The sequence below is a fragment of the Streptomyces sp. NPDC057694 genome (genome assembly GCF_042799415.1).
GTDB lineage: Bacteria > Actinomycetota > Actinomycetes > Streptomycetales > Streptomycetaceae > Streptomyces.
Genome location: NZ_JBHVIX010000002.1, coordinates 489,791 through 507,898, shown reverse-complemented (window position 1 = coordinate 507,898; position 18,108 = coordinate 489,791). Strand labels below are relative to the sequence as shown.

Genomic DNA, 18,108 nt, shown 5'->3' with positions numbered 1-18,108 from the left:
TTACGGTCGTCGGCGCCGGTCAGCGGCGCGAGCCGACGCAGCGGAAGCTGCTCGCGTCCGCCACGTCACCGTGGCCCTTGTACTGCGGGACCTTCGGGTAGAGGCACAGGTCGCGCGTGACCTTCTTGCCCGCGGTGTCGGTGACGGATGCGGCCAGCGTCTGCGGAGCCTTGCCGTGCTCGACCCACTTGACCAGCGCGCCGAGCGCGTCGGTGGGGGCGGGACCGGTGTTGCCGTCACCCGCGCAGTGGTTGACGCCCGGCGCCAGGAACACCCGGTAGAAGTCGTCGACGCGCTGCGCGCCACCCAGCTTCTTCTCGACCCGCTCGCGGTAGTCGACGGTGCCCTGCGTCGGGATCAACTGGTCCGCCTGTCCCTGCCAGGTCAGCAGCTTGCCACCGGAGTTGCGGAAGCCCGACAGATCCGGGTCGTCGGTGCCGATGACCTTGTCGTACTCGGCCTGCGACTGCTGGAACAGCTTCTGGAACTCGCTGTAGCTCGCCGTCGCCACGTTGTAGGCGGGCTGCTTCTTGACGAACGTGGAGATCCATTCGGACGGCACCAGGAACGGCGATCCGACCGATTCCCCGTCGGAGGCGGCCAGCACCGTCAGGTCGGAGCCGATCGTCGGGCCGTACCAGAGCTTCTTGCCCGACGTGGTGCGCGGACCGTCCCAGATCTTGCGGACGACGGAGGCGTCGGCGGCCGAGAAGGTCACCTTCTTGCCGTCGCACTCGAGGGTCGTGCCGATCAGCCGGCGCGGGTCGTAGTGGCACTTCTCCGGGTCGCCGATGAGCCCGTCCTTGGCGCCGTCGAGCGTGTCGCACGCCTTCACGGCCGCCTGGGTCGCGAGGGTGAGCTCACACTTGCTGGGGTAGGTGTGCTCCTCGTTCATCACGACCTGGGGCCAGGCCGTGGCGACCTCGAACTCGTCCCAGTTGATGCCGGGCGCGTCGGCGAGGATGCCGTCGTAGTCGCCGGGGTGGCTCTGCGCCTCGGCATAGCCCTGACGGCCGCCGGTGGAGCAGCCGTTGAAGTACGAGTACGAAGCGGTGCGGCCGTAGACGTCGCCGATGACCTGCTTGGCGACGACGGCGGCCTCGTGCACGGAAGCCGACGCGAAGTTCTTCAGGCGGGTCTGATCGACCTTGCCCTGTGCGTCGAGGGCCCAGTTCACATCGAGGTAGGCGCCGACACCGGCGTCGGTCGTCGCGGTGGCGTAGCCGCTCTTCACGGCGGCGGCCAGCCCGGAACCGTAGTCACCGGCGGCGTAGGCGCTGCCGCCGAGGCCCTGGAAACGGCCGTTCCAGTCGTGCTCCGGGAGCCACACCTGGACCTTGGCGTGGTCGTCCGCGCCGGTGTGGCCGAGGGTGATGGTCACCTGGCAGTGTGCCGGGACGTTCGGCACGGTGTCTCCGGGCAGCGGAGTCACCGGAGGCACCTCGACGTCACCCGTCGGCTTGCTCACGGCCGAGACGGACTCGATTCTCGTGCCGCTCGGAGCCTTCAGCGACAGCGAGTCGGACGCGCACCGGAACGGCGCGGCGGTGGAGCCGCCGGACTCCGCCACGGCGGTGGGCAGATACACCGCCGCCGTCACCAGCGGCACGGCGGCCGCGAGGACGGTCAGAAGTCGTTTCATGAATTTCCCTCGTCTGTGGAATGTTGCGATGGCTGATGTCGTGCGTCTGTCGTGGATGACATACATACGTGTGCGTAGTGAGATGTGGTGGCGGCTCCTGGCCGGTGTTCACATCCTGCACGTGTCGGGGCAGGTGTTCATCAGTCACCTGACCGTCGTCGGGGTACGGAGGTGTCGTCGCCCAGCCACTCGGAGTGCTTCTCGTGGGCCCACCGCACCGGGACGGAGCCGGTCCGCATGCCGAGCCGCGCCTCCGGGTCCTCGTACGCCTTGCGCAGGTGACCGATGAGGACGAACGTGATGCCCCAGGCGAGGCAGTCGTGCACGAAGATCGTGCTGGTGCGGGAGATCGCGGGAAGCAGTCCGCCGAACCACATCAACAGGCCGGTGAACAGCATCAGAAGCACCGCGCCCGCGATCCAGCCGGCGTAGAGCTTCTGTCCGGCGTTGAACTTTCCGGCCGGTCGCACCGACGGTGCGGTCAGGCGCCTGCGGGCGGCCCGCAGCCATTGCCGGTCGTAGGGCGCGAAGCGGTTGAGCCGGCGCAGATCGGCGCGGAACGCGGGGGACAGCAGACCGAGCAGGAACGGCGCGGGCAGCAGGATCCCGGACCACTCGTGGACGGTGACCATCAGATGGCGTCGCCCCACGAGCTGGGCGAGCGGCCCGAGGTACAGGCAGGCCGCGGTCACCAGGCACAGCAGCATCAGACAGCCGGTGGCTCGGTGGACCAGCCGCTCGGCCCGGGTGAAGCGACGGACCAGCGCACCGGTCTCAGACAGCGGAGCCATCGCCGTGCCTGTCCTCTCCGGCGAGCCAGCCGTCGATGTCGTAGCCGCGCTCCTCCCAGTACCCCGGTACGACCTCGTCGGTGACCGAGATGCCGGAAAGCCACTTGGCCGACTTGTAGAAGTACATGGGCGCCGCGTACAGCCTGACCGGTCCGCCGTGCTCGTGGGTGATGGGCTTGTCCTGCATCCTCAGTGCCACCATGACGTCCGAGCGGCGCGCCTGCTCCAGGGTGAGGTTCTCGCTGTACGCACCGTCGAAGCACGTGAAACGGACGGCCTTGCCCTCGGGACGGACTCCGGCGGCGTCGAGCAGATCCGACAGCCGTACGCCCTCGAAGGGTGTGTTCGCGACACGCCAGCCGTCCGTGCACACCACGTCGTGGACCACGCGGGTCTGCCGCATGGCGCGCAGCTGCGGCAACGTGAAGGTCTTGGGCCGGTCGACGAGTCCGCCGATGTGCAGTGCGTAGGTGTGGGCGTCCTTGCGCGGCACCGACCCCACGATGCTGTAGTAGCGGAACCCTCCCGGATTGGGCAGCAGACCGGTGACTCCGGTCGGGTCCGCCTGGGAGGCGGCCCCCAGGAAACTCTCCCAACCACGCTGCAGATAGGGCGCGGTGGCGAGGCCGGCCGCCCCCGCGGCGAGGGTCGCGAGCATCGCCCGCCGGGCCACGGGCGGCCCGCTCCCGGTGTCCTTGCGCTGGTCTGACATGTCTGTCCCGTCCTGTTGTGCTGCTGAAGGGGGCGGCCCACCCGGCGACTCGATAACCGGTCTGGATGGTTACGATCCTTGCATGTGTGCGGCGCACCGGTCAATACGGTGATGGGTGTTACCGGACCTTCGCGGTCGAGAGGGGGCGCCGGATGCGGGTGCGGGTGCAGGCCGGACGGCGCGGTCGTGTGACGGATGCGCCGAGCGGGCTCTGTGCGTGAGCGCGGACCGCTATGTGCCGCTGCGCGGGGGCTGGACGGAAACCGTCCGCCTCGCCGTCGCCGAGGTGGGAGAAGCCCGCGTCGCCCTGCGTCTCGCCGCGGCTGTTCCGTGCCGGCTCACGGGCGGCATGGGGCGGACGGATCGGGGTACGGACCCGGAGCCGAGATCCTTCGCGGCGCGGGCGAGGCTTGCATTCTCGTCAGTCACTGGTCAGTATGGTTACGTGAATCATGCCTTTCCTTGTGGGACGCTCCCTCTCGACTTCGTCGGCACGCTGCGCGCCAGGCGCAACGACCTGCCGATGGAGAAGCTCGCCACCCCCGGGCTGCTCGATGACTGGTTCGTGGAGTCCGGCATGCTCGATCTGGCCCCGGGCGCGAGCGAGGTGGACCTCACCCTCGCCGTCGATCTGCGCGAATCGATCTATTCCCTGGTCGCCGCCCGGCTGCACGGCGAGCCGCTGCCCGCGGACGCGGTGGCCGAGCTGAACCTGCAGGCGTCGGGCATGCCCGTGACGCTGCGGCTCGGCCCCGACGGTGCGACCCGCACCGGCTCGGTGGTCCAGGGGCTCGCGGCTCTCGCCCGGGAGGCCGTGGAGATCCTCGGCGGTGACGACGGGGCGCTGCTGCGCGAGTGCGCCCGCCCCGAATGCACCCAGGTCTACCTCGACCGCTCGCGCGGCCACCGGCGTGAATGGTGTGCCATGCGGACCTGCGGAAACCGGGTCAAGGCCGCCGCCTATCGCGCTCGTCAGCACACCACCCAAGGCTGATCCGGAGCGGTCAGCTGTTGCCCTGGGGGCCCTTGAGGTCCTTGTGGTCCTTGAGGTCGGCCGGTGTCGCGCCGGGCGGGCCGAGGATGACATCCCCCAGCTCCTCGGTGATCGCCTGGAACAGCCCCATGTCCCATTCGGTGTCCGGGGTGGCCAGATGAGCGGGCGTCCCCGCGCGCCGGATGAGTTCGGTGAACCGGGCGGGCGAGCTGATGGTCAGCGCGCGGGCACCGTCCTCTCCCGCCTTGATGGTGTGCGGGGTGTTCATCGGCACCCGATAGAAGTCTCCGGAGCGCAGCGTGTACGTATCGGAGCCCGCCCACACGGTGAGCGTGCCCTCGACTATCCAGAGGCGCTCCTCGTATCCCGTGTGCAGGTGCAGCGGCGTGCCCGAGCCCGCCGGGAGGGTGACGTCCGCCAAGTCGTGACGGCCCTCCGTCTCCTGTGCCGAGGTGAGGACGGACATCCGCAGATGCTGCCCCAGGACGAACTGGCGGTCCTGGGGAACGGGCGGCGGTGAAGGGAAGTTGCTCATGGTCTGTGGCTCCTGGGCTCATATGGACACTGAGCGGATCTTCGTTCGACGACGCGAGCATATACGCGAATGCGAGTCAGGTGTGCACATCCCGGAGCGAGTCCGAGTTGGAGGTGTGATCTCGGGTGTGAATTCGGGTGTGGCTTGAGTGTGCCCTGGGTGTGCCCTGGGTGTGAAGTCGGGCGGGCTCAGGCGTGCGGGTGTGCCGGCTCCGCGTCGGCGACCGTGTACATCACCGATCGCTGCTGCTTGTGCCGCTGGATCCGGCCCTTGGCGACGAGTGACTCCAGAGTGTTCCGCACGACCTGGGGCGTGGGGGAGCGGTCCGGATGCTTCTCCAGCAGTTCCTCCCGCAGCTCCTTGGCCAGGCGCGGCTCCTCGTACGCGGCCAGCAGCTCCGTCAGCAGGTCCCCGAGCAGCGGCTGCGCCGACGTTCCCTTCGCCGGGGCGGGCTGCTGCCCGGGGCGCGGGGACGGCGGCTCCGCACCCTCGTACCGCTCGGCGAGGTTCATGATGTCGACCAGGAGTGCTTCCTCCTGCTCCAACATCTTGATCTTCTCGGTCAGTTCCTGCTGCCGGCGACGGTTGTCTTCCAGATCCGACGCGGCCTGCTCTACGTACCGCGACCGGAGCGTGTCGGCCGATGGGCTGGTCACAACCGTTCACTCCTCAATAGTGGTGGACGCTGGGCATGGTACCCACGCCGGTGCGCCCGTGCCGAGGAGTGCGGCACATACATGTGTTGCCCACGCCGGTGGGCGGGAGGCCGGTCAGGGCTTCCAGGGGTCGTCGGCGACGATGTCGGCCAGTGCCCGGGCCAGTCCGGAGAGCATCCTCTCGCCCTTCTCGGCGGTTGCCGCGTCGCCGTGGCCGGCCACCCCGGAAGGGGTGATCTCGCCGAAGGGCACGGCCATGTGGATCGGGTCGGTCGACTCGGCGGGCAGCGTGATCGCGGGGCCGTGGGCATCCGGAACGTACGCGTGACGCACCAGTTCGGGGTGGGCGGCCAGCATCATCGAGGTCTCGCCCTCGCACGCGTGCATCAGCCCGTCCTGGGTGTCCAGCGCGTCCCGGACCACGTCCCTGGACACGCTGAAGTAGTCGGTGGAGGCGATACGGGCCGACAGCTCGACGGTCAGTTCGGTGGTGAGGGCACGCAGCGCGGTCATGTTCCCGCCGTGGCCGTTCACGATCAGGATGCGGCTGAACCCGGCCCGCAGGATCGAACGGCAGAGGTCCCGCAGCAGCGCGTGCAGCGTGGTCAGCGAGAGCGTCAGGGTGCCGCCGAAGGCCATGTGGTGCTCGGACAGGCCCGACCACACGGACGGCGCCACCACCACCGGAGTGCGCGGGGCGGCCAGCCGGGCCGCCCGCAGGCACACCTCGGCGGCCAGGAAGTCGTCGACCCCGGTGGGCAGATGGGGTCCGTGCTGCTCGGTGGCGCCCACCGGCAGCAGCACGACCGCGTCCTCGGCCGCGAGATCGCGCAGCTCGGCGGCGGTCAGATGGTTCCACAGGACTTCGGTCATGAGAGCGGGCCTTCTGTCAGCGGTGAGCGGTGAGCGGTGAGCGATGAGCGGGTCGGACCGCGGCGGGCAGTGAACTGCCGTGCCGTGCCGTGCCGGGGCCGGCCGTGGCGGCCGGCCCCTGGCGCGTCCGTCAGAAGTGGTCCACGTCCACGACGGCCTGGGCGAACGCCGTCGGCGCCTCCTGCGGCAGGTTGTGCCCGACGGCCAGCGTGCGGTGCTCGTACTTCCCGGTGAACATCGACCGGTACGACGCGCCGTCGCCGGGCGCCGTGAACGGGTCGTACTGGGCGTCGATGGTGATGGTCGGCACCGCGATGGTCGGCGCCGCGGACAGCTTGTCCTCGTAGCCGTCGTAGCGTCGCTCGCCCTCCGCCAGGTCCAGCCGCCAGCGGTAGTTGTGGATGACGATGGCCGGGTAGTCGGGGTTCTCGAACGCGGCCGCGGTGCGCTCGAAGGTGGCGTCGTCGAAGCCCCAGGTCGGCGAGACGATCTGCCACACCAGCTTGGTCAGGTCGTGGCGCAGGTCCTTGCGCTCCATCGCCTTCTTGCCGCGCTCCGTCGCGAAGTAGTACTGGTACCACCAGGTGTGTTCGGCGGTCGGCGAGATCGGCTCCAGCTGGGCCTTGCGGTTGGTGATGAGGTAACCGCTCACCGAGACCAGCGCCTTGACCCGCTCGGGCCACAGCGCCGCGAGGATGTCCCCGGTGCGCGAGCCCCAGTCGAACCCGGCGACGACCGCCTTGTGGATCTTGAGGGCGTCCATCAGGGCGATGATGTCGAGGGCGATCACCGACTGCTGGGCGTTGCGGGCCGTGCGGGAGGAAAGGAATTGCGTCGTGCCGTGACCGCGCAGGTAGGGCACGATCACGCGGTAACCCTGGTCGGCCAGCAGCGGGGCGACGTCGGCGTAGCTGTGGATGTCGTACGGCCAGCCGTGCAGCAGGACGACCGCGGGGCCGTGGGCGGGGCCCAGCTCGGCGTACCCGACGTTCAGCAGCCCGGCCTTGATCTGCTTGAGCGCGGGGAACGTGGTGTGCGTACCCGGGGCGACGGTCGGTACGACGGGCACCTTCCCGCCGTGGCCCGAAGCGCCCGTGGCGGCGTGCGAGACACCTTGCAGACCCGCCAGTGAGACGGCGGCCGCCCCCGTCCCCAAGCCCACGGCCTTGTTGAAGCTACGCCTGTTGATCATGTGAAACCTTCCGTGTGTGTCGGGTGTGCTTCCCGACGAGGTCACTCTTGTCCGCGTCTCCGGTGCGCGCATCAGTCACTTGACGGTCGTACCGGCGATCCCCCGGGTGTGACCCGGCGGGCTCCCGGCAGACGGTCATGTGACGGATGTACGCGTTCGTTTCGCGGTGGACAGTGATGGCGGGGCCGCTGCCATGTGGCCCCATGGGGAGGCGAGTACGTCTGCCACCGTCACGTCACCACCTTGACGGGTGATGGAGCGCCTGACAAGTTAATCACCAGCCAAAGTGGTGATGCCGCATCATCCTCGGCGTCGTGGCGATTCCTCTGTTTCCACTGATCTCTCTGATCTCTCTGAATCCCCTGGAGGGTTTCCTGTGTTCAACACCAAGCGTGCGAGCGGTCGACGGGTTCTCACCGGCATCGGTGCCGCGGTCGCGGCCGGTGCCGCGGTCGGCGCCTTCGCCCTGAGCGGCACCGCCAACGCCGATGGCGGCGAGAGCCGTTCGTCGGCCGGCAAGGGGGCGGCCAAGCCCACCGTCGTGCTGGAGCACGGCGCCTTCGCCGACTCCTCCAGCTGGAACGGCGTCATCTCCCGGCTGCGCGCCGACGGTTACCCCGTCGTCGCCGCCGCCAACCCGCTGCGCGGCCCGCACGACGACGCCACCGCCCTGCGCAGCGTCCTCGACCACGTCAAGGGCCCCAAGATCCTCGTCGGACACTCCTACGGCGGCTCCGTGATCAGCGCGGCCGCCGCGGGCGACCCTCAGGTGAAGGGCCTCGTCTACGTGGCCGCGTTCCTGCCCGCGGTGGGGGAGTCGGCCCTGGAGCTGACCAACAAGTACCCCGGATCCACGCTCCCCGACGCCCTCGACCCGGTGTCCGTCACCCTGCCCGACGGCACGAAGGGCACGGACCTCTACATCCAGCAGGACAAGTTCCGCCACCAGTTCGCCGCGGACGTCCCGCCCGCCGAGGCCGCCCTCGCAGCCGCGGGACAGCGCCCCATCGCCCAGTCCGCGCTGGAGGAGAAGGCCACCGTGGCCGCCTGGAAGTCCATCCCCAGCTGGGACATCGTCACGACGCGGGACCTCAACATCCCCGCCTCCGTGCAGCGCTTCATGGCCGAGCGGGCCCACGCCCGCACCACCGAGGTCGCCGCCTCGCACTCCGTCGCCGTCTCCCACCCCGGTCTCGTCACCCGCGTCATCGAGGAAGCCGCCCGCGCCACCCGGTGACGCGCCCGGCGACGTCGGCCGGCCCTCCCGTACACGAACAGCCCCCGAAAGCGAGAACACCCACCATGGACCTCAAGCTCGAAGTCGTCGTCGTCCCCGTCTCGGACGTCGACCGGGCCAAGGACTTCTACGTCGGCAGACTCGGATTCCGCCTCGACGCGGACTTCCCGATCCACGACGGCTACCGCATCGTGCAGGTGACGCCGCCCGGCTCCGCCTGCTCGGTCATCTTCGGTGACGGGCTGACGACCGCCCCGGCCGGCTCGGCCCAGGGCCTGCACCTGGTCGTGACCGACATCGAGCAGGCCGTCGGGGAACTCACCGGCCGCGGTGTCGACGTCGGCGGCCCGTTCCACGACGCCACAGGCGCCTTCCATCACGCGGGAGGAGCGCGGCGAGTGCAGGGCGCGGCACCGGGCCGCCCCAGCTACGGCACCTTCGCCTCGTTCGCCGATCCCGACGGCAACGAGTGGTTCCTCCAGGAGATCACGGTTCGCGCACCGGGGCGCTGAACGCCGATTCCGTACACCCACCGACCGCTCCAGCAACCCTTGGGAGGTGTCCCCGATGGGGACGGCCCACATCTACGACGTCATCGTGATCGGCGCGGGACCCGTCGGCGAGAACGTCGCCGACCGCGCCGTCGCGGCCGGCCTCAGCACGGTGATCGTCGAGAGTGAACTCGTCGGCGGCGAATGCTCGTACTGGGCCTGCGAGCCCAGCAAGGCGCTGTTGCGGCCGGTCCTGCTGCGCGCCGAGGCGAGCCGGGTCCCCGGTCTGGACCCGGCCGTCGCGGGGCCGCTGGACACCGCGGCCGTGCTCGCGCACCGCGACCGCATGTCGGCGCACTGGGACGACACGGGCCAGGTCGAGTGGCTCGCGTCGGCCGGCATCGAACTCCTGCGGGGCCACGGCCGGATAGCCGGAACCCGCCGGGTCGCCGTGGACACCCCGGAAGGCGTCACCGTCCTGCTGGAGGCGCGGCACGCGGTCGCCGTGTGCACCGGCAGCCGCGCCGCGCTGCCGGACCTGCCGGGACTCGACGAGCTCCGCCCCTGGACCAGCCGGGAGGCCACCAGCGCCCGAGAGGTGCCCGAACGGCTCGTCGTGGTGGGCGCCGGTGTGGTCGGAACCGAGATGGCCACCGCTTGGCAGGGCCTCGGGAGCCAGGTCACTCTGGTCGCCCGCGGCGACCGCCTCCTGCCCCGCATGGAGCCGTTCGCCGGGCAGCTGGTCGCCGAAGCGCTGGGCGCGGCAGGCGCCGACGTGCGTCTCGGTGTCGGTGTGGCCCGAGCCGTGCGCGACGCGGGACCCGACGGCACCGTCCGGATCACCCTGACCGACGGCACGGAACTCCTCGCCGACGAGCTGCTGTTCGCGACCGGCCGCGCACCGCGTACCGACGACATCGGCCTGGAGGCCGTCGGCCGCACCCCCGGCGAGTGGCTGACCGTCGACGACACGCTGACCGTCACCGGCGTCCCGGGCGACTGGCTCTACGCGGTCGGCGACGTGAACGCCCGCGCCCTCTTCACCCACCAGGGCAAGTACCAGGCCCGGATCGCCGGCGCCGTCATCGCCGCCCGCGCACAGGGCACGGCACTCGACAGCACACCCTGGAGCCCGCACACCGGCACCGCGGACACCGCGGCCGTTCCGCAGGTCGTCTTCACCTCACCGGAGATCGCCGCCGTCGGCCTCACCACGGCCGAGGCCGGGCGCACCGGGCGCCGTGTCGATGTCGTCGATCAGGAGATCGGCAATGTGGCGGGCGCCCACCAGCACACACCCGGCTACCGCGGCACGGCCCGGATCCTCATCGACCCGGAGCGCCGCACGGTCGTCGGAGCCACCTTCGCCGGCCCGGGCGTCGCGGAACTCCTGTACTCCGCGACCGTCGCCATCGCCACCGAGGCCCCCGTCGACCGCCTCTGGCACGCCGTCCCCGCGTTCCCCACGATCAGCGAGGTGTGGCTCCGCCTCCTGGAGACGTACCGAGGCTGACGAAGCGCCGCACACATTCCTCTGCGTAACCGTCTTGACTGGTTACGCCTGAGGGTGCAAGCTGAAGGTGGTCCAGGTGGTCCAGGTGGTCACCGGGACGCGATCGACGGCTCATGAAACTCACGAAAGAGAGACGAGTCATGCCCAAGGCAGTCGCGATGGACGCCGCCGCGGCGGTACGCAGCGCAAAGTACGGCAGGCTCCCCGAGCGGATCCGCTTCGAGGAGATGACCGAGGAGGTGGAGGCGGACCCGGACGCCAGGACGAAGTCCGGCTACAACCCCGAAGGTTCGTGGAACTACTACTCGTGCCTGGCCCTCGATCTCGGGCTGTGAGCAGCGAGCCGCCGCGCTCACGATTCACGCCGGCGGGACGTCCTCCGCGCAGGCACGTGTGCCGTCGGCGGGACGCGGGGCGTCCAGCCTGTCCAGTGCGCCGCGCACCGAGGCGCGTGTGGTCACACCCAGCCTCGGGAGGATCCGGTACAACTGCGTGCTGACGGTTCTCCGGGGGAGTCCGGTCAGCTCGCCGATCTCCTCCACCGTCAAGCCGGTCGCGGCCAGTTCGGCGATCCGCCGCTCCCCGCGAGTGAGCCGGCAGGGGGTGCCCGAGACGGTCCATCGCGCCGCAGGCGCTGTGGCGCCGGTCCGGCCGGTCATCGTCATCGGCATCGTCATCGTGGAAGACATGCTCGCTCCCTGTCCTGTCGGTTCGGTTCGGGTCTGTTCGGTTCGCTGACGTGTCCCATGGTCGCGGGGAGCGAGTGCCCGACGCGATGGGGCCGCCCCGAGGTTCCCGGCAGCGGCACCATAGGGCTGCCCCCACAAAGAGACGACCGACCACCACTCAAGGAAGATGATTGCGGTGTCCGACCCTCGCGAACTCGGAGCTTTCCTCAAAGCCTGCCGGGCCCGGCTGACGCCAGGGGCCTGCGGACTGCCCGACCCGGACACGCCCCGCAAGGTCGCCGGACTGCGGCGCGAGGAAGTGGCCCGGCTGGCGGCGATCAGTGTCGACTACTACACGCGCCTCGAACAGGGCCGCGTCCGGGCGTCCGCGGCGGTCCTGGCCACCCTGGTCCGCGCGCTGCGGCTCGACGAGGACCAGCAGACATACCTCTACGACCTCGCCGGCCGCGCCGACGCCCGCCCGCGCCGCAGGACCCCGCAGCGCCCGCGCCCCGCGATGCTGCGGCTCCTGGACCAGCTCACCCAGACACCCGCCCTGGTCCTCGGCCGACGCCTCGACGTCCTGGCCTGGAACGCGGCGGCCACCGCCCTGTACACCGACTTCTCCGCGCTCCCGCGAGGCCGGCGCAACTACGTCCATCTGCTCTTCACCGACCCCGGCTTCCGCGGCCTGTACCGGGAGTGGCGCCACGACGCCCGCGACGCCGTCGCCGCCCTGCGCATGGAAGCGGCAACGGATCCCGACGACCCGGAACTCGCACGGCTGGTGGGAGAGCTGACCGTGCGCGACAAGGACTTCAGCACCTGGTGGGCCGAACACCGGGTGATCACCGCCACCTACGGCACCAAGCAGTACCGGCACCCTCTGGTCGGCGACCTCACACTCGACTGCGACACCTGGGCCTGCCCCGACGGGTCCGGCCAGCGCCTCATGGTGCTCACCGCCGAACCCGACAGCCCGTCGTACGACGCCCTGCGCATCCTGACCTCGTGGACCGCCGGACATCCCGTCGACCACGAGCCACTGCGTGACCGGACGGCCTGACCACTCACACGTGTGCCGAAGAAACGCCCGACATGTGAGACGGTCCGGTGAACGATCGATCCAGAACTGCTAAGTTGGCCGGACCTGGAAACATGTGCGGGGCTTTCCGGCGCGCGCTTCGCTGCGCCGCCGGCCGGCGAGGTGGGTATGGACAACAAGATGTTCGGCCGACTGCTGCGCGAGGCGCGGCAGCGCTCGCTGATGACGATGGAGGGCCTTGCCGAAGCATCGGGTGTGAGCGGCCGGGCCATCAGCGACATGGAGCGCGGGCAGAGCCTGCCGCGGCCGTCGACCCTGAGCGAACTGATGGACGCTCTCGGACTGGACGACGACGAGCGCCGCCGCCTGGCACGCGCGGCCGCACGACGCACGGCGCGGACCGTCGTACCCCGCCAGCTCCCGCCCGACCTCATGGTGTTCCGCGGCCGGACGGCGGACCTGGCCGAGATCGACAGACTCACCGACCCCGCCACGGCGCCCGGCGGACACACCGGTATCACCGCGATCGCCGGTATGGCCGGCATCGGCAAGACCACGCTCGCCGTGCACTGGGCGCACCACGCGGCGGAGCGCTTCCCCGACGGCCAGCTCTACGTCGACTGCCGCGGCTTCGACGCGACGGAAAACCCCCTGGACCCCGGTGAGGCCCTCGGCGGCTTTCTGCGGGCGCTCGGTGTGCCGAGCGCCGACATACCTTCGTGCACCGAGCAGCGCAGCGCCCTGTTCCGGGACCGGACCGCGTCCCGGCAGCTGATCGTCGTACTCGACAATGTGCGGGACTCCGCGCAGGCCAGGCCGCTCCTGCCCGGCTCCGCGGGATCACTCGCCGTCATCACCTCCCGCAACCAGTTGTCCGGCCTCGCCGCGGTCGAAGGTGCCTCGGTGCTCCATCTGGACGTGTGGACACCGGACGAGGCGTGTACGGCCCTGGCCGCCCGGATCGGCGAACCGCGCTGCCGCGCGGAACCCGAGGCCGCCGCCGAACTCGTCGAACTGTGCGGCCTGTTGCCGCTCGCCGTCGCCGTGGTCGGCGCACAGCTCGGCGCGGCACCACGACTCCCACTGCGCCTCGCCGTCGCCGAACTGCGCGCCACCCGGCCACGCCTGGACGGCCTGACCACCGACGACCGACGCGTGGACGTCCGGGCCGCCTTCTCCTGCTCGTACCGGACACTCGACGACGCGACGGCCCGGTTCTTCCGGCACCTGGTGCTCCACCCCGGGCCCACCGTGTCCACGGAGGCCGCCGCCGCCCTCGCCGCGGTGGAGATGCGGGAGGCGCGCCGCCACCTGCGTGAACTGACCGCGGCCGGGCTGATCTCACGGGACGCCGACGGCCGCCATGTCCTGCACGATCTGGTCCGGGCCTACGGCAGCGAGCTGGCCGAACTGGCCGGGCAGGCGGACGATGCCGACGAGTGAGCCCCTGGCGACCACGGCTCGCGCGGTGTACGGGACCGCCTCGCGCCGGCCCACCACGCGCCTCGTGTCGTCGACCATGTCGGCCCTCAGTCCAGCGCACGCAGCGCCCCGGCGACGGCCGACTCCAGAAAGACCCGGTCGGCCCGCGCGTTGCCCATGACATGCAGCCCCTGTACGAACGTGGTCAGGAAGCGGGCCAGCTCCACCGGGTCGTGCGCGGCGTCCAGCTCACCCCGCGCCTGCGCCCGCCGCAGGGCGTCGGAGAGCACGCGCTCCACGGCGGCCATGGCCGCCCGCACCCGCTCCACCGTCGAGGTGTGCCCCGCGCGTTCGGTGGCCGCGTTGACCAGCAGGCAGCCCTGCTCCGGGTCCGCGAGGTCCGAGGCCGCCAGCACGAGCAGCAACTCCCGCACCGTCGCGCGAATGTCGTCGTCGGCCCGTAAGTGCTCCGCGAGATGCCGGACCAGGTCCGTGCAGTAGTGGTCGAGCGCCCGCGCGTAGAGCCCATCCTTCGAGCCGAACGCCGCGTACAGGCTGCCGCTGCCGAGGTGCAGCCGCGCCGTCAGCTGCGGCAGCGACGTCGCCTGGTAGCCCTGCCGGCGGAAGAGACGCATGGCCCGCTCCACTGCCAGGTCGGTGTCGAATCCACGGGGGCGAGCCATGTGTGTCCTCTTCGTCCAGGTGTCACGCGGACTCGACTGTCGCAGACCCGCCCCGCGGACGGCATGAGTCGATCGACTGCATACCTGCTCCGACCTGTGCAGGTTCTTAAATTAACGCGTGAAGTATTCGGCGGGGCTGTACTTCCGGCCTTCCGGGTCGGCATGGTAGTGCCCGCACACTTGCTCAGTCGCCCGCCCGGCCAGGGACCCGTGGCCGGCCCCCAGGGCATCGACGGAAACGGTCCGAGGACACACATGCACCTGCATCTGAAGTATCCGCTGGAACCCGACAGCGCACCTCGGCATGCGGCGGCGGTCGTCGAGGCCGCACTGGACATCAGCGGCGCCGAGCTGGACTACAGCCCGAGCAGCATCGAACTCGTCGAAGAGATCATCGACAGCTTCCGCAGCGACGGGGCCACCTGCGACGAGATGGCCGAGTCCCTCGCGGAGTTCGGCTGCTACGTGGGTGAGATCCTGGTCCGGCACGCGGGCGGAACCTGGCGTCATGGTCCCGCCACGCAGCACACGGTTCCCCTCGCCGTGGAACTGCCCGGGCCGCGCCGCTGCCACCCCGTCGACTGGGTCTTCCGGCGTCTGGAGCACGGACCCGACGTCAGCATCCGCGCCCTGTACAGCGCGGTCACCGGCGAGAGCACGCCGGGGGCCGGCTCCGCCGCGGCCGACATGTGACCTCCGGTGTGCACACCTGACTGGTAGCATCCCAGGGGGCCCGGGAGCGGTCGCACCGCCAGGTGTCACACCGCCCGGATACGCACGACACATCACACTTTGCAGCACACCCAGTCGGCCGGGCCCCGGATCCATGGAACTGTCCGGCAGGGCGGTGACACACTTGTGGCTCCGTGGGGGAGCGCCGGGGCAGGGGAGGGCGTCATGGGCGCGCACAGACAGTCCGACGACACGGCTCTGATCGGCCGCGCCCACGAGTGCGACCTGGTGAGAGCGGTGCTGGACGCCCTGCCCGACAGCGGCCGGGTGCTGCACCTCAGCGGCGGACCGGGCTCGGGGAAGACCGCGCTCGTCCGCTTCGCCGCACAGGCGGCGGCGCAGCGGGGCATCCCCGTCCTGTCGGTGACCTGGGCCCCGGCCGAGCGGGACCTCGGCCATGCCGCGCTGCACGGGCTGCTCCACCCCCTCCTGCCCCATGCCGTGGCCCTGCCGGGAGCCGAACGCGCCGCGCTGGCCTCGGCGTTCGGCGAGGACAGCACCGAACCCGAGTCGACGGTCCTGGCCCGCGCGGCGCTGATGCTGATCACCCGGGCCCCGGGACCCGTGCTCGTCTGCGTCGACGACCTCGACCGGCTCGACCCCGCCAGCCGGGACACCCTCCGCGCGATCGCCCACCTGTGCCGCGACACCCGGGTCGGCATCATCATCACCGAGCGCGCCGACCCCACCGGCCCGCGCCCGACGGACGCGGCTGTCGGCCCGCTCCCGAAGGACGTCCTCACCGCCGCCCTCTCCCCGCTCCCCACACCCCACGCCCGTGACCTCGTGCGCCGCCGGGGCCGGGCGCGGGCACACACCGAGGAAGAACTCGTCCTCGCCGTGGCCCGGGGCAACCCCCTAGCCCTCACCGAACTGTCCCTCAGCGGCAACGGCCTGCGCGAAGCGGCCGGGTTCGGCATGCTGCCGGCGAGCCCGCGCCTGGCCGACGCCTACGCCGACGACCTGGGGGCCCTGTCGGCCCGGGGCAGCGGTGTACTCCTCACCGCGGCACTGAGCACCTCCCCCCTCGTCCGGGAGATCGTCGACGCGGGCACCCGCCTGCTCGGCGGCGTACAACACGCGCGAGCAGGCCTCGACGAGGTCGTCGCGCAAGGTCTCGTCACCGAGGAGAACGGCCACCTGCGGTTCACGCAGCCCCTGCTGCGCGTCGCCGCCCTGCACCGGGAGCCCGCGACCCGGCGCATGAGCGCGCACGCGGCGCTCGGCGACAGCATCGCCGACCCCGCCCGCGCCGCCTGGCACGCGGCCCAGTGCGCGACCGGCACCGACGAGGAACTGGCCCAGCGGGTCGAAGCACTCGCTGCGGGCCCCTGGCCCGACACCGCGCTGCTGGTCGCGCTCGCCGCACTCGACACCGCCGCCCGCCTCTCCCCGGACCCCGAGCGCCGGGCGGACCGGCTGCTGCGCGCCGCCGAACTGGCCTGCCACTACGGCCTCGGCGAGCAGGCCCGTCAGTACGCGCGCGGCATCGACCCCGCCGAACTCGGCGATCTCGGCCGGGCCATGCTCCTGTGGCTCCACGACCTCCTGCCCGGCAACCCTCCGGTGGGCGCCGAACGGATCGGCCAACTCTGTGCCGCCGCCGGGTCGGTGGCCGCCTCCCAGCCGGAGCTCGCGCGGAAACTCCTGCACGCCGCCGCGGGCCGGTGCTGGTGGGAACAGGCCGCCGCACGCGAACGGGACCTGGTCGTCGACACCCTGAAAGGCCTGCGCACCCCACCCTGGAAGCCGCGCGAACTCGCCGCCCTGGCCCTCACCGACCCGCTCTCGATCAGCCACGTACCCCTGCGCGCGTCGGAGCCGCCCACCCCCGACGAGCAGCTCATCCTCGGCCAGGTCGCCCACCTCACCGGCGACCTCGAACGGTCCGGGGAACTCCTCGAAGCCGCCGAGCGGGCCGCCCGAGCGAGCGGACGCCACGGACGGCTCCCGCACATTCTCGGAGCACGGGCCCTGGGCGAGATCTGGCGCGGCGCCCAATGGCAGACCGCACACGCCATGGCCGACGAGGCCCGGACCATCGCCACCCGGCTGCGGCTCGACAACTACGGGGCCCGCGCCACCGGCGCCCAGGGCCTCATCGAAGCGCTCCAGGGCCACCACGACAAGGCGCTGGAACGCGCGGCGGCCATCGAGGGGGCCTCCCGGCACCTCGGCCAGGGCCAGCACCTCAACCTCGCCACGCTCACCCGCGTACTGACCGCCTCCGGATCGGGACGCTACGCCGACGCCTACACCCAACTGCGCTCGTCGTTCACCGAACTGACCACGCCCTACTCGTTCCAGCAGTTCTGGGGCCTGGCCTTCTTCGTCGAAGCCGCCCTGCCCGCAGGCGAGGCCGAGGACGCCAGAACCGTCGTCAAGGAGATCGCCGACCGGACCAAGAGCGGACGGGCACCACTGCTCCGGCAGATCCTCGCCTACGCCGACGCGGCCCTCGCGCCGGACGAGGAGGCCGAACACCGCTACCGCGCGGCCCTCGACGGCGACATCGCCCAATGGCCCCTGCTGCACGCCATGACCCGCCTGAGCCACGGCGTGTGGCTCAGGCGCCGCCGCCGCGTCGTCGAGTCCCGCGCACCCCTCACCGTCGCCGAGTCCCTCTTCCGGTCCCTCGGCGCCACCTCCCGGGCCGACCTCGCCGCCTCGGAGCTGAGGGCCGCGGGGCACACCGACACCGGTCCCGACCAGGACAGCCCCGTCACAGCGCTCTCCCCGCAACAGCGCACGATCGCGCGCCTCGCCGCCGACGGCCTGACCAACCGCGCCATCGGCGAACAACTCCACCTGTCCGCCCGCACGGTGGCCTCACACCTGTACCAGATCTTCCCCAAGCTCGGCGTCAACTCCCGCGCCCAGCTGGCGGAGCGGACAGACCTGCACTGACCACCGACGAGATCC

General features: G+C 71.2%; 18 protein-coding genes. 9 read left to right on the top strand and 9 right to left on the bottom strand.

Annotation, left to right across the window (positions count from 1 at the left end):
- Nucleotides 1–19 precede the first annotated feature (19 nt).
- The 3 genes from ACFVDP_RS09275 to ACFVDP_RS09265 all read right to left on the bottom strand — a co-directional run bounded on the left by ACFVDP_RS09275 (nt 20) and on the right by ACFVDP_RS09265 (nt 3,145).
- Nucleotides 20–1,642, bottom strand: a complete 1,623-nt coding sequence (locus tag ACFVDP_RS09275) for a tannase/feruloyl esterase family alpha/beta hydrolase (RefSeq protein ID WP_383485755.1) — start codon at nt 1,640–1,642, stop codon at nt 20–22.
- A gap of 140 nt (nt 1,643–1,782) precedes the next feature.
- Nucleotides 1,783–2,433: a cytochrome b/b6 domain-containing protein gene (locus tag ACFVDP_RS09270; RefSeq protein WP_383485752.1), complete on the bottom strand. Its 651-nt coding sequence runs from the start codon at nt 2,431–2,433 to the stop codon at nt 1,783–1,785.
- A complete protein-coding gene (locus ACFVDP_RS09265; protein WP_383485749.1) occupies nt 2,417–3,145 on the bottom strand; it encodes a molybdopterin-dependent oxidoreductase in 729 nt (242 codons plus the stop codon). The genes ACFVDP_RS09270 and ACFVDP_RS09265 overlap by 17 nt, the downstream gene beginning before the upstream one ends.
- Before the next feature lie 445 nt (nt 3,146–3,590).
- Between ACFVDP_RS09265 and ACFVDP_RS09260 the strand changes: the two genes are divergently transcribed.
- Nucleotides 3,591–4,139, top strand: coding sequence for a CGNR zinc finger domain-containing protein (locus ACFVDP_RS09260; RefSeq protein ID WP_383485746.1), 549 nt, complete (start codon nt 3,591–3,593; stop codon nt 4,137–4,139).
- A 10-nt stretch (nt 4,140–4,149) separates the two neighbouring features.
- Here the strand turns inward: ACFVDP_RS09260 and ACFVDP_RS09255 are convergent, their stop codons facing one another.
- The 4 genes from ACFVDP_RS09255 to ACFVDP_RS09240 form a co-directional block, all read right to left on the bottom strand.
- Nucleotides 4,150–4,674 carry a cupin domain-containing protein gene (locus ACFVDP_RS09255; protein WP_383485743.1) on the bottom strand — a complete coding sequence of 175 codons (525 nt, stop codon included), beginning with the start codon at nt 4,672–4,674 and terminating at the stop codon, nt 4,150–4,152.
- 188 nt (nt 4,675–4,862) lie between these two features.
- Nucleotides 4,863–5,330: a hypothetical protein gene (locus ACFVDP_RS09250; protein ID WP_383485741.1), complete on the bottom strand. Its 468-nt coding sequence runs from the start codon at nt 5,328–5,330 to the stop codon at nt 4,863–4,865.
- Nucleotides 5,331–5,444: 114 nt separating this feature from the next.
- The gene (locus ACFVDP_RS09245) at nt 5,445–6,203 is read right to left on the bottom strand and encodes a creatininase family protein (protein WP_383485738.1); all 759 of its coding nucleotides are present in this window, start codon (nt 6,201–6,203) and stop codon (nt 5,445–5,447) included.
- Between the two features lie 130 nt (nt 6,204–6,333).
- Nucleotides 6,334–7,395 (bottom strand): alpha/beta fold hydrolase, encoded by a 1,062-nt coding sequence (locus tag ACFVDP_RS09240; protein WP_383485734.1) that lies wholly within the window; start codon nt 7,393–7,395, stop codon nt 6,334–6,336.
- Between the two features lie 376 nt (nt 7,396–7,771).
- On the opposite strand from ACFVDP_RS09240, the gene ACFVDP_RS09235 reads away from it, so the two are divergent.
- From ACFVDP_RS09235 to ACFVDP_RS09220, 4 genes are all read left to right on the top strand, one after another.
- Nucleotides 7,772–8,632 (top strand): alpha/beta fold hydrolase, encoded by an 861-nt coding sequence (locus ACFVDP_RS09235; protein ID WP_383485731.1) that lies wholly within the window; start codon nt 7,772–7,774, stop codon nt 8,630–8,632.
- A 65-nt stretch (nt 8,633–8,697) separates the two neighbouring features.
- Entirely contained in the window at nt 8,698–9,144 is a 447-nt protein-coding gene (locus tag ACFVDP_RS09230; protein WP_383485728.1) for a VOC family protein, read from the top strand.
- A 55-nt stretch (nt 9,145–9,199) separates the two neighbouring features.
- Complete coding sequence (locus ACFVDP_RS09225) at nt 9,200–10,636, top strand: dihydrolipoyl dehydrogenase family protein (protein ID WP_383485725.1); 1,437 nt, start codon at nt 9,200–9,202, stop codon at nt 10,634–10,636.
- 140 nt (nt 10,637–10,776) lie between these two features.
- Entirely contained in the window at nt 10,777–10,971 is a 195-nt protein-coding gene (locus tag ACFVDP_RS09220; RefSeq protein ID WP_383485722.1) for a hypothetical protein, read from the top strand.
- A gap of 24 nt (nt 10,972–10,995) precedes the next feature.
- Here the strand turns inward: ACFVDP_RS09220 and ACFVDP_RS09215 are convergent, their stop codons facing one another.
- The gene (locus ACFVDP_RS09215) at nt 10,996–11,325 is read right to left on the bottom strand and encodes a helix-turn-helix transcriptional regulator (protein WP_383485719.1); all 330 of its coding nucleotides are present in this window, start codon (nt 11,323–11,325) and stop codon (nt 10,996–10,998) included.
- Nucleotides 11,326–11,491: 166 nt separating this feature from the next.
- On the opposite strand from ACFVDP_RS09215, the gene ACFVDP_RS09210 reads away from it, so the two are divergent.
- Nucleotides 11,492–12,370: a helix-turn-helix domain-containing protein gene (locus tag ACFVDP_RS09210; protein ID WP_383485716.1), complete on the top strand. Its 879-nt coding sequence runs from the start codon at nt 11,492–11,494 to the stop codon at nt 12,368–12,370.
- Nucleotides 12,371–12,517: 147 nt separating this feature from the next.
- Nucleotides 12,518–13,792: a helix-turn-helix domain-containing protein gene (locus ACFVDP_RS09205; protein WP_383485713.1), complete on the top strand. Its 1,275-nt coding sequence runs from the start codon at nt 12,518–12,520 to the stop codon at nt 13,790–13,792.
- A gap of 86 nt (nt 13,793–13,878) precedes the next feature.
- On the opposite strand, the gene ACFVDP_RS09200 is transcribed toward ACFVDP_RS09205, so the two are convergent.
- Nucleotides 13,879–14,454, bottom strand: coding sequence for a TetR/AcrR family transcriptional regulator (locus tag ACFVDP_RS09200; RefSeq protein ID WP_383485710.1), 576 nt, complete (start codon nt 14,452–14,454; stop codon nt 13,879–13,881).
- 255 nt (nt 14,455–14,709) lie between these two features.
- Here ACFVDP_RS09200 and ACFVDP_RS09195 point away from each other — a divergent pair, with 255 nt between their 5' ends.
- Both ACFVDP_RS09195 and ACFVDP_RS09190 read left to right on the top strand, forming a co-directional pair.
- Nucleotides 14,710–15,147 carry a hypothetical protein gene (locus tag ACFVDP_RS09195; RefSeq protein ID WP_383485707.1) on the top strand — a complete coding sequence of 146 codons (438 nt, stop codon included), beginning with the start codon at nt 14,710–14,712 and terminating at the stop codon, nt 15,145–15,147.
- A 204-nt stretch (nt 15,148–15,351) separates the two neighbouring features.
- Nucleotides 15,352–18,093, top strand: coding sequence for an AAA family ATPase (locus ACFVDP_RS09190; protein WP_383485704.1), 2,742 nt, complete (start codon nt 15,352–15,354; stop codon nt 18,091–18,093).
- Nucleotides 18,094–18,108: the final 15 nt, after the last annotated feature.

Bases quoted from the DNA above. Each gene is read 5' to 3' on its own strand.
- ACFVDP_RS09275 (WP_383485755.1), bottom strand. From the start codon at position 1,642: ATGAAACGACTTCTGACCGTCCTCGCGGCCGCCGTGCCGCTGGTGACG.
- ACFVDP_RS09270 (WP_383485752.1), bottom strand. From the start codon at position 2,433: ATGGCTCCGCTGTCTGAGACCGGTGCGCTGGTCCGTCGCTTCACCCGG.
- ACFVDP_RS09265 (WP_383485749.1), bottom strand. From the start codon at position 3,145: ATGTCAGACCAGCGCAAGGACACCGGGAGCGGGCCGCCCGTGGCCCGG.
- ACFVDP_RS09255 (WP_383485743.1), bottom strand. From the start codon at position 4,674: ATGAGCAACTTCCCTTCACCGCCGCCCGTTCCCCAGGACCGCCAGTTC.
- ACFVDP_RS09245 (WP_383485738.1), bottom strand. From the start codon at position 6,203: ATGACCGAAGTCCTGTGGAACCATCTGACCGCCGCCGAGCTGCGCGAT.
- ACFVDP_RS09240 (WP_383485734.1), bottom strand. From the start codon at position 7,395: ATGATCAACAGGCGTAGCTTCAACAAGGCCGTGGGCTTGGGGACGGGG.
- ACFVDP_RS09230 (WP_383485728.1), top strand. From the start codon at position 8,698: ATGGACCTCAAGCTCGAAGTCGTCGTCGTCCCCGTCTCGGACGTCGAC.
- ACFVDP_RS09225 (WP_383485725.1), top strand. From the start codon at position 9,200: ATGGGGACGGCCCACATCTACGACGTCATCGTGATCGGCGCGGGACCC.
- ACFVDP_RS09220 (WP_383485722.1), top strand. From the start codon at position 10,777: ATGCCCAAGGCAGTCGCGATGGACGCCGCCGCGGCGGTACGCAGCGCA.
- ACFVDP_RS09215 (WP_383485719.1), bottom strand. From the start codon at position 11,325: ATGTCTTCCACGATGACGATGCCGATGACGATGACCGGCCGGACCGGC.
- ACFVDP_RS09210 (WP_383485716.1), top strand. From the start codon at position 11,492: ATGATTGCGGTGTCCGACCCTCGCGAACTCGGAGCTTTCCTCAAAGCC.
- ACFVDP_RS09205 (WP_383485713.1), top strand. From the start codon at position 12,518: ATGGACAACAAGATGTTCGGCCGACTGCTGCGCGAGGCGCGGCAGCGC.
- ACFVDP_RS09200 (WP_383485710.1), bottom strand. From the start codon at position 14,454: ATGGCTCGCCCCCGTGGATTCGACACCGACCTGGCAGTGGAGCGGGCC.
- ACFVDP_RS09195 (WP_383485707.1), top strand. From the start codon at position 14,710: ATGCACCTGCATCTGAAGTATCCGCTGGAACCCGACAGCGCACCTCGG.
- ACFVDP_RS09190 (WP_383485704.1), top strand. From the start codon at position 15,352: ATGGGCGCGCACAGACAGTCCGACGACACGGCTCTGATCGGCCGCGCC.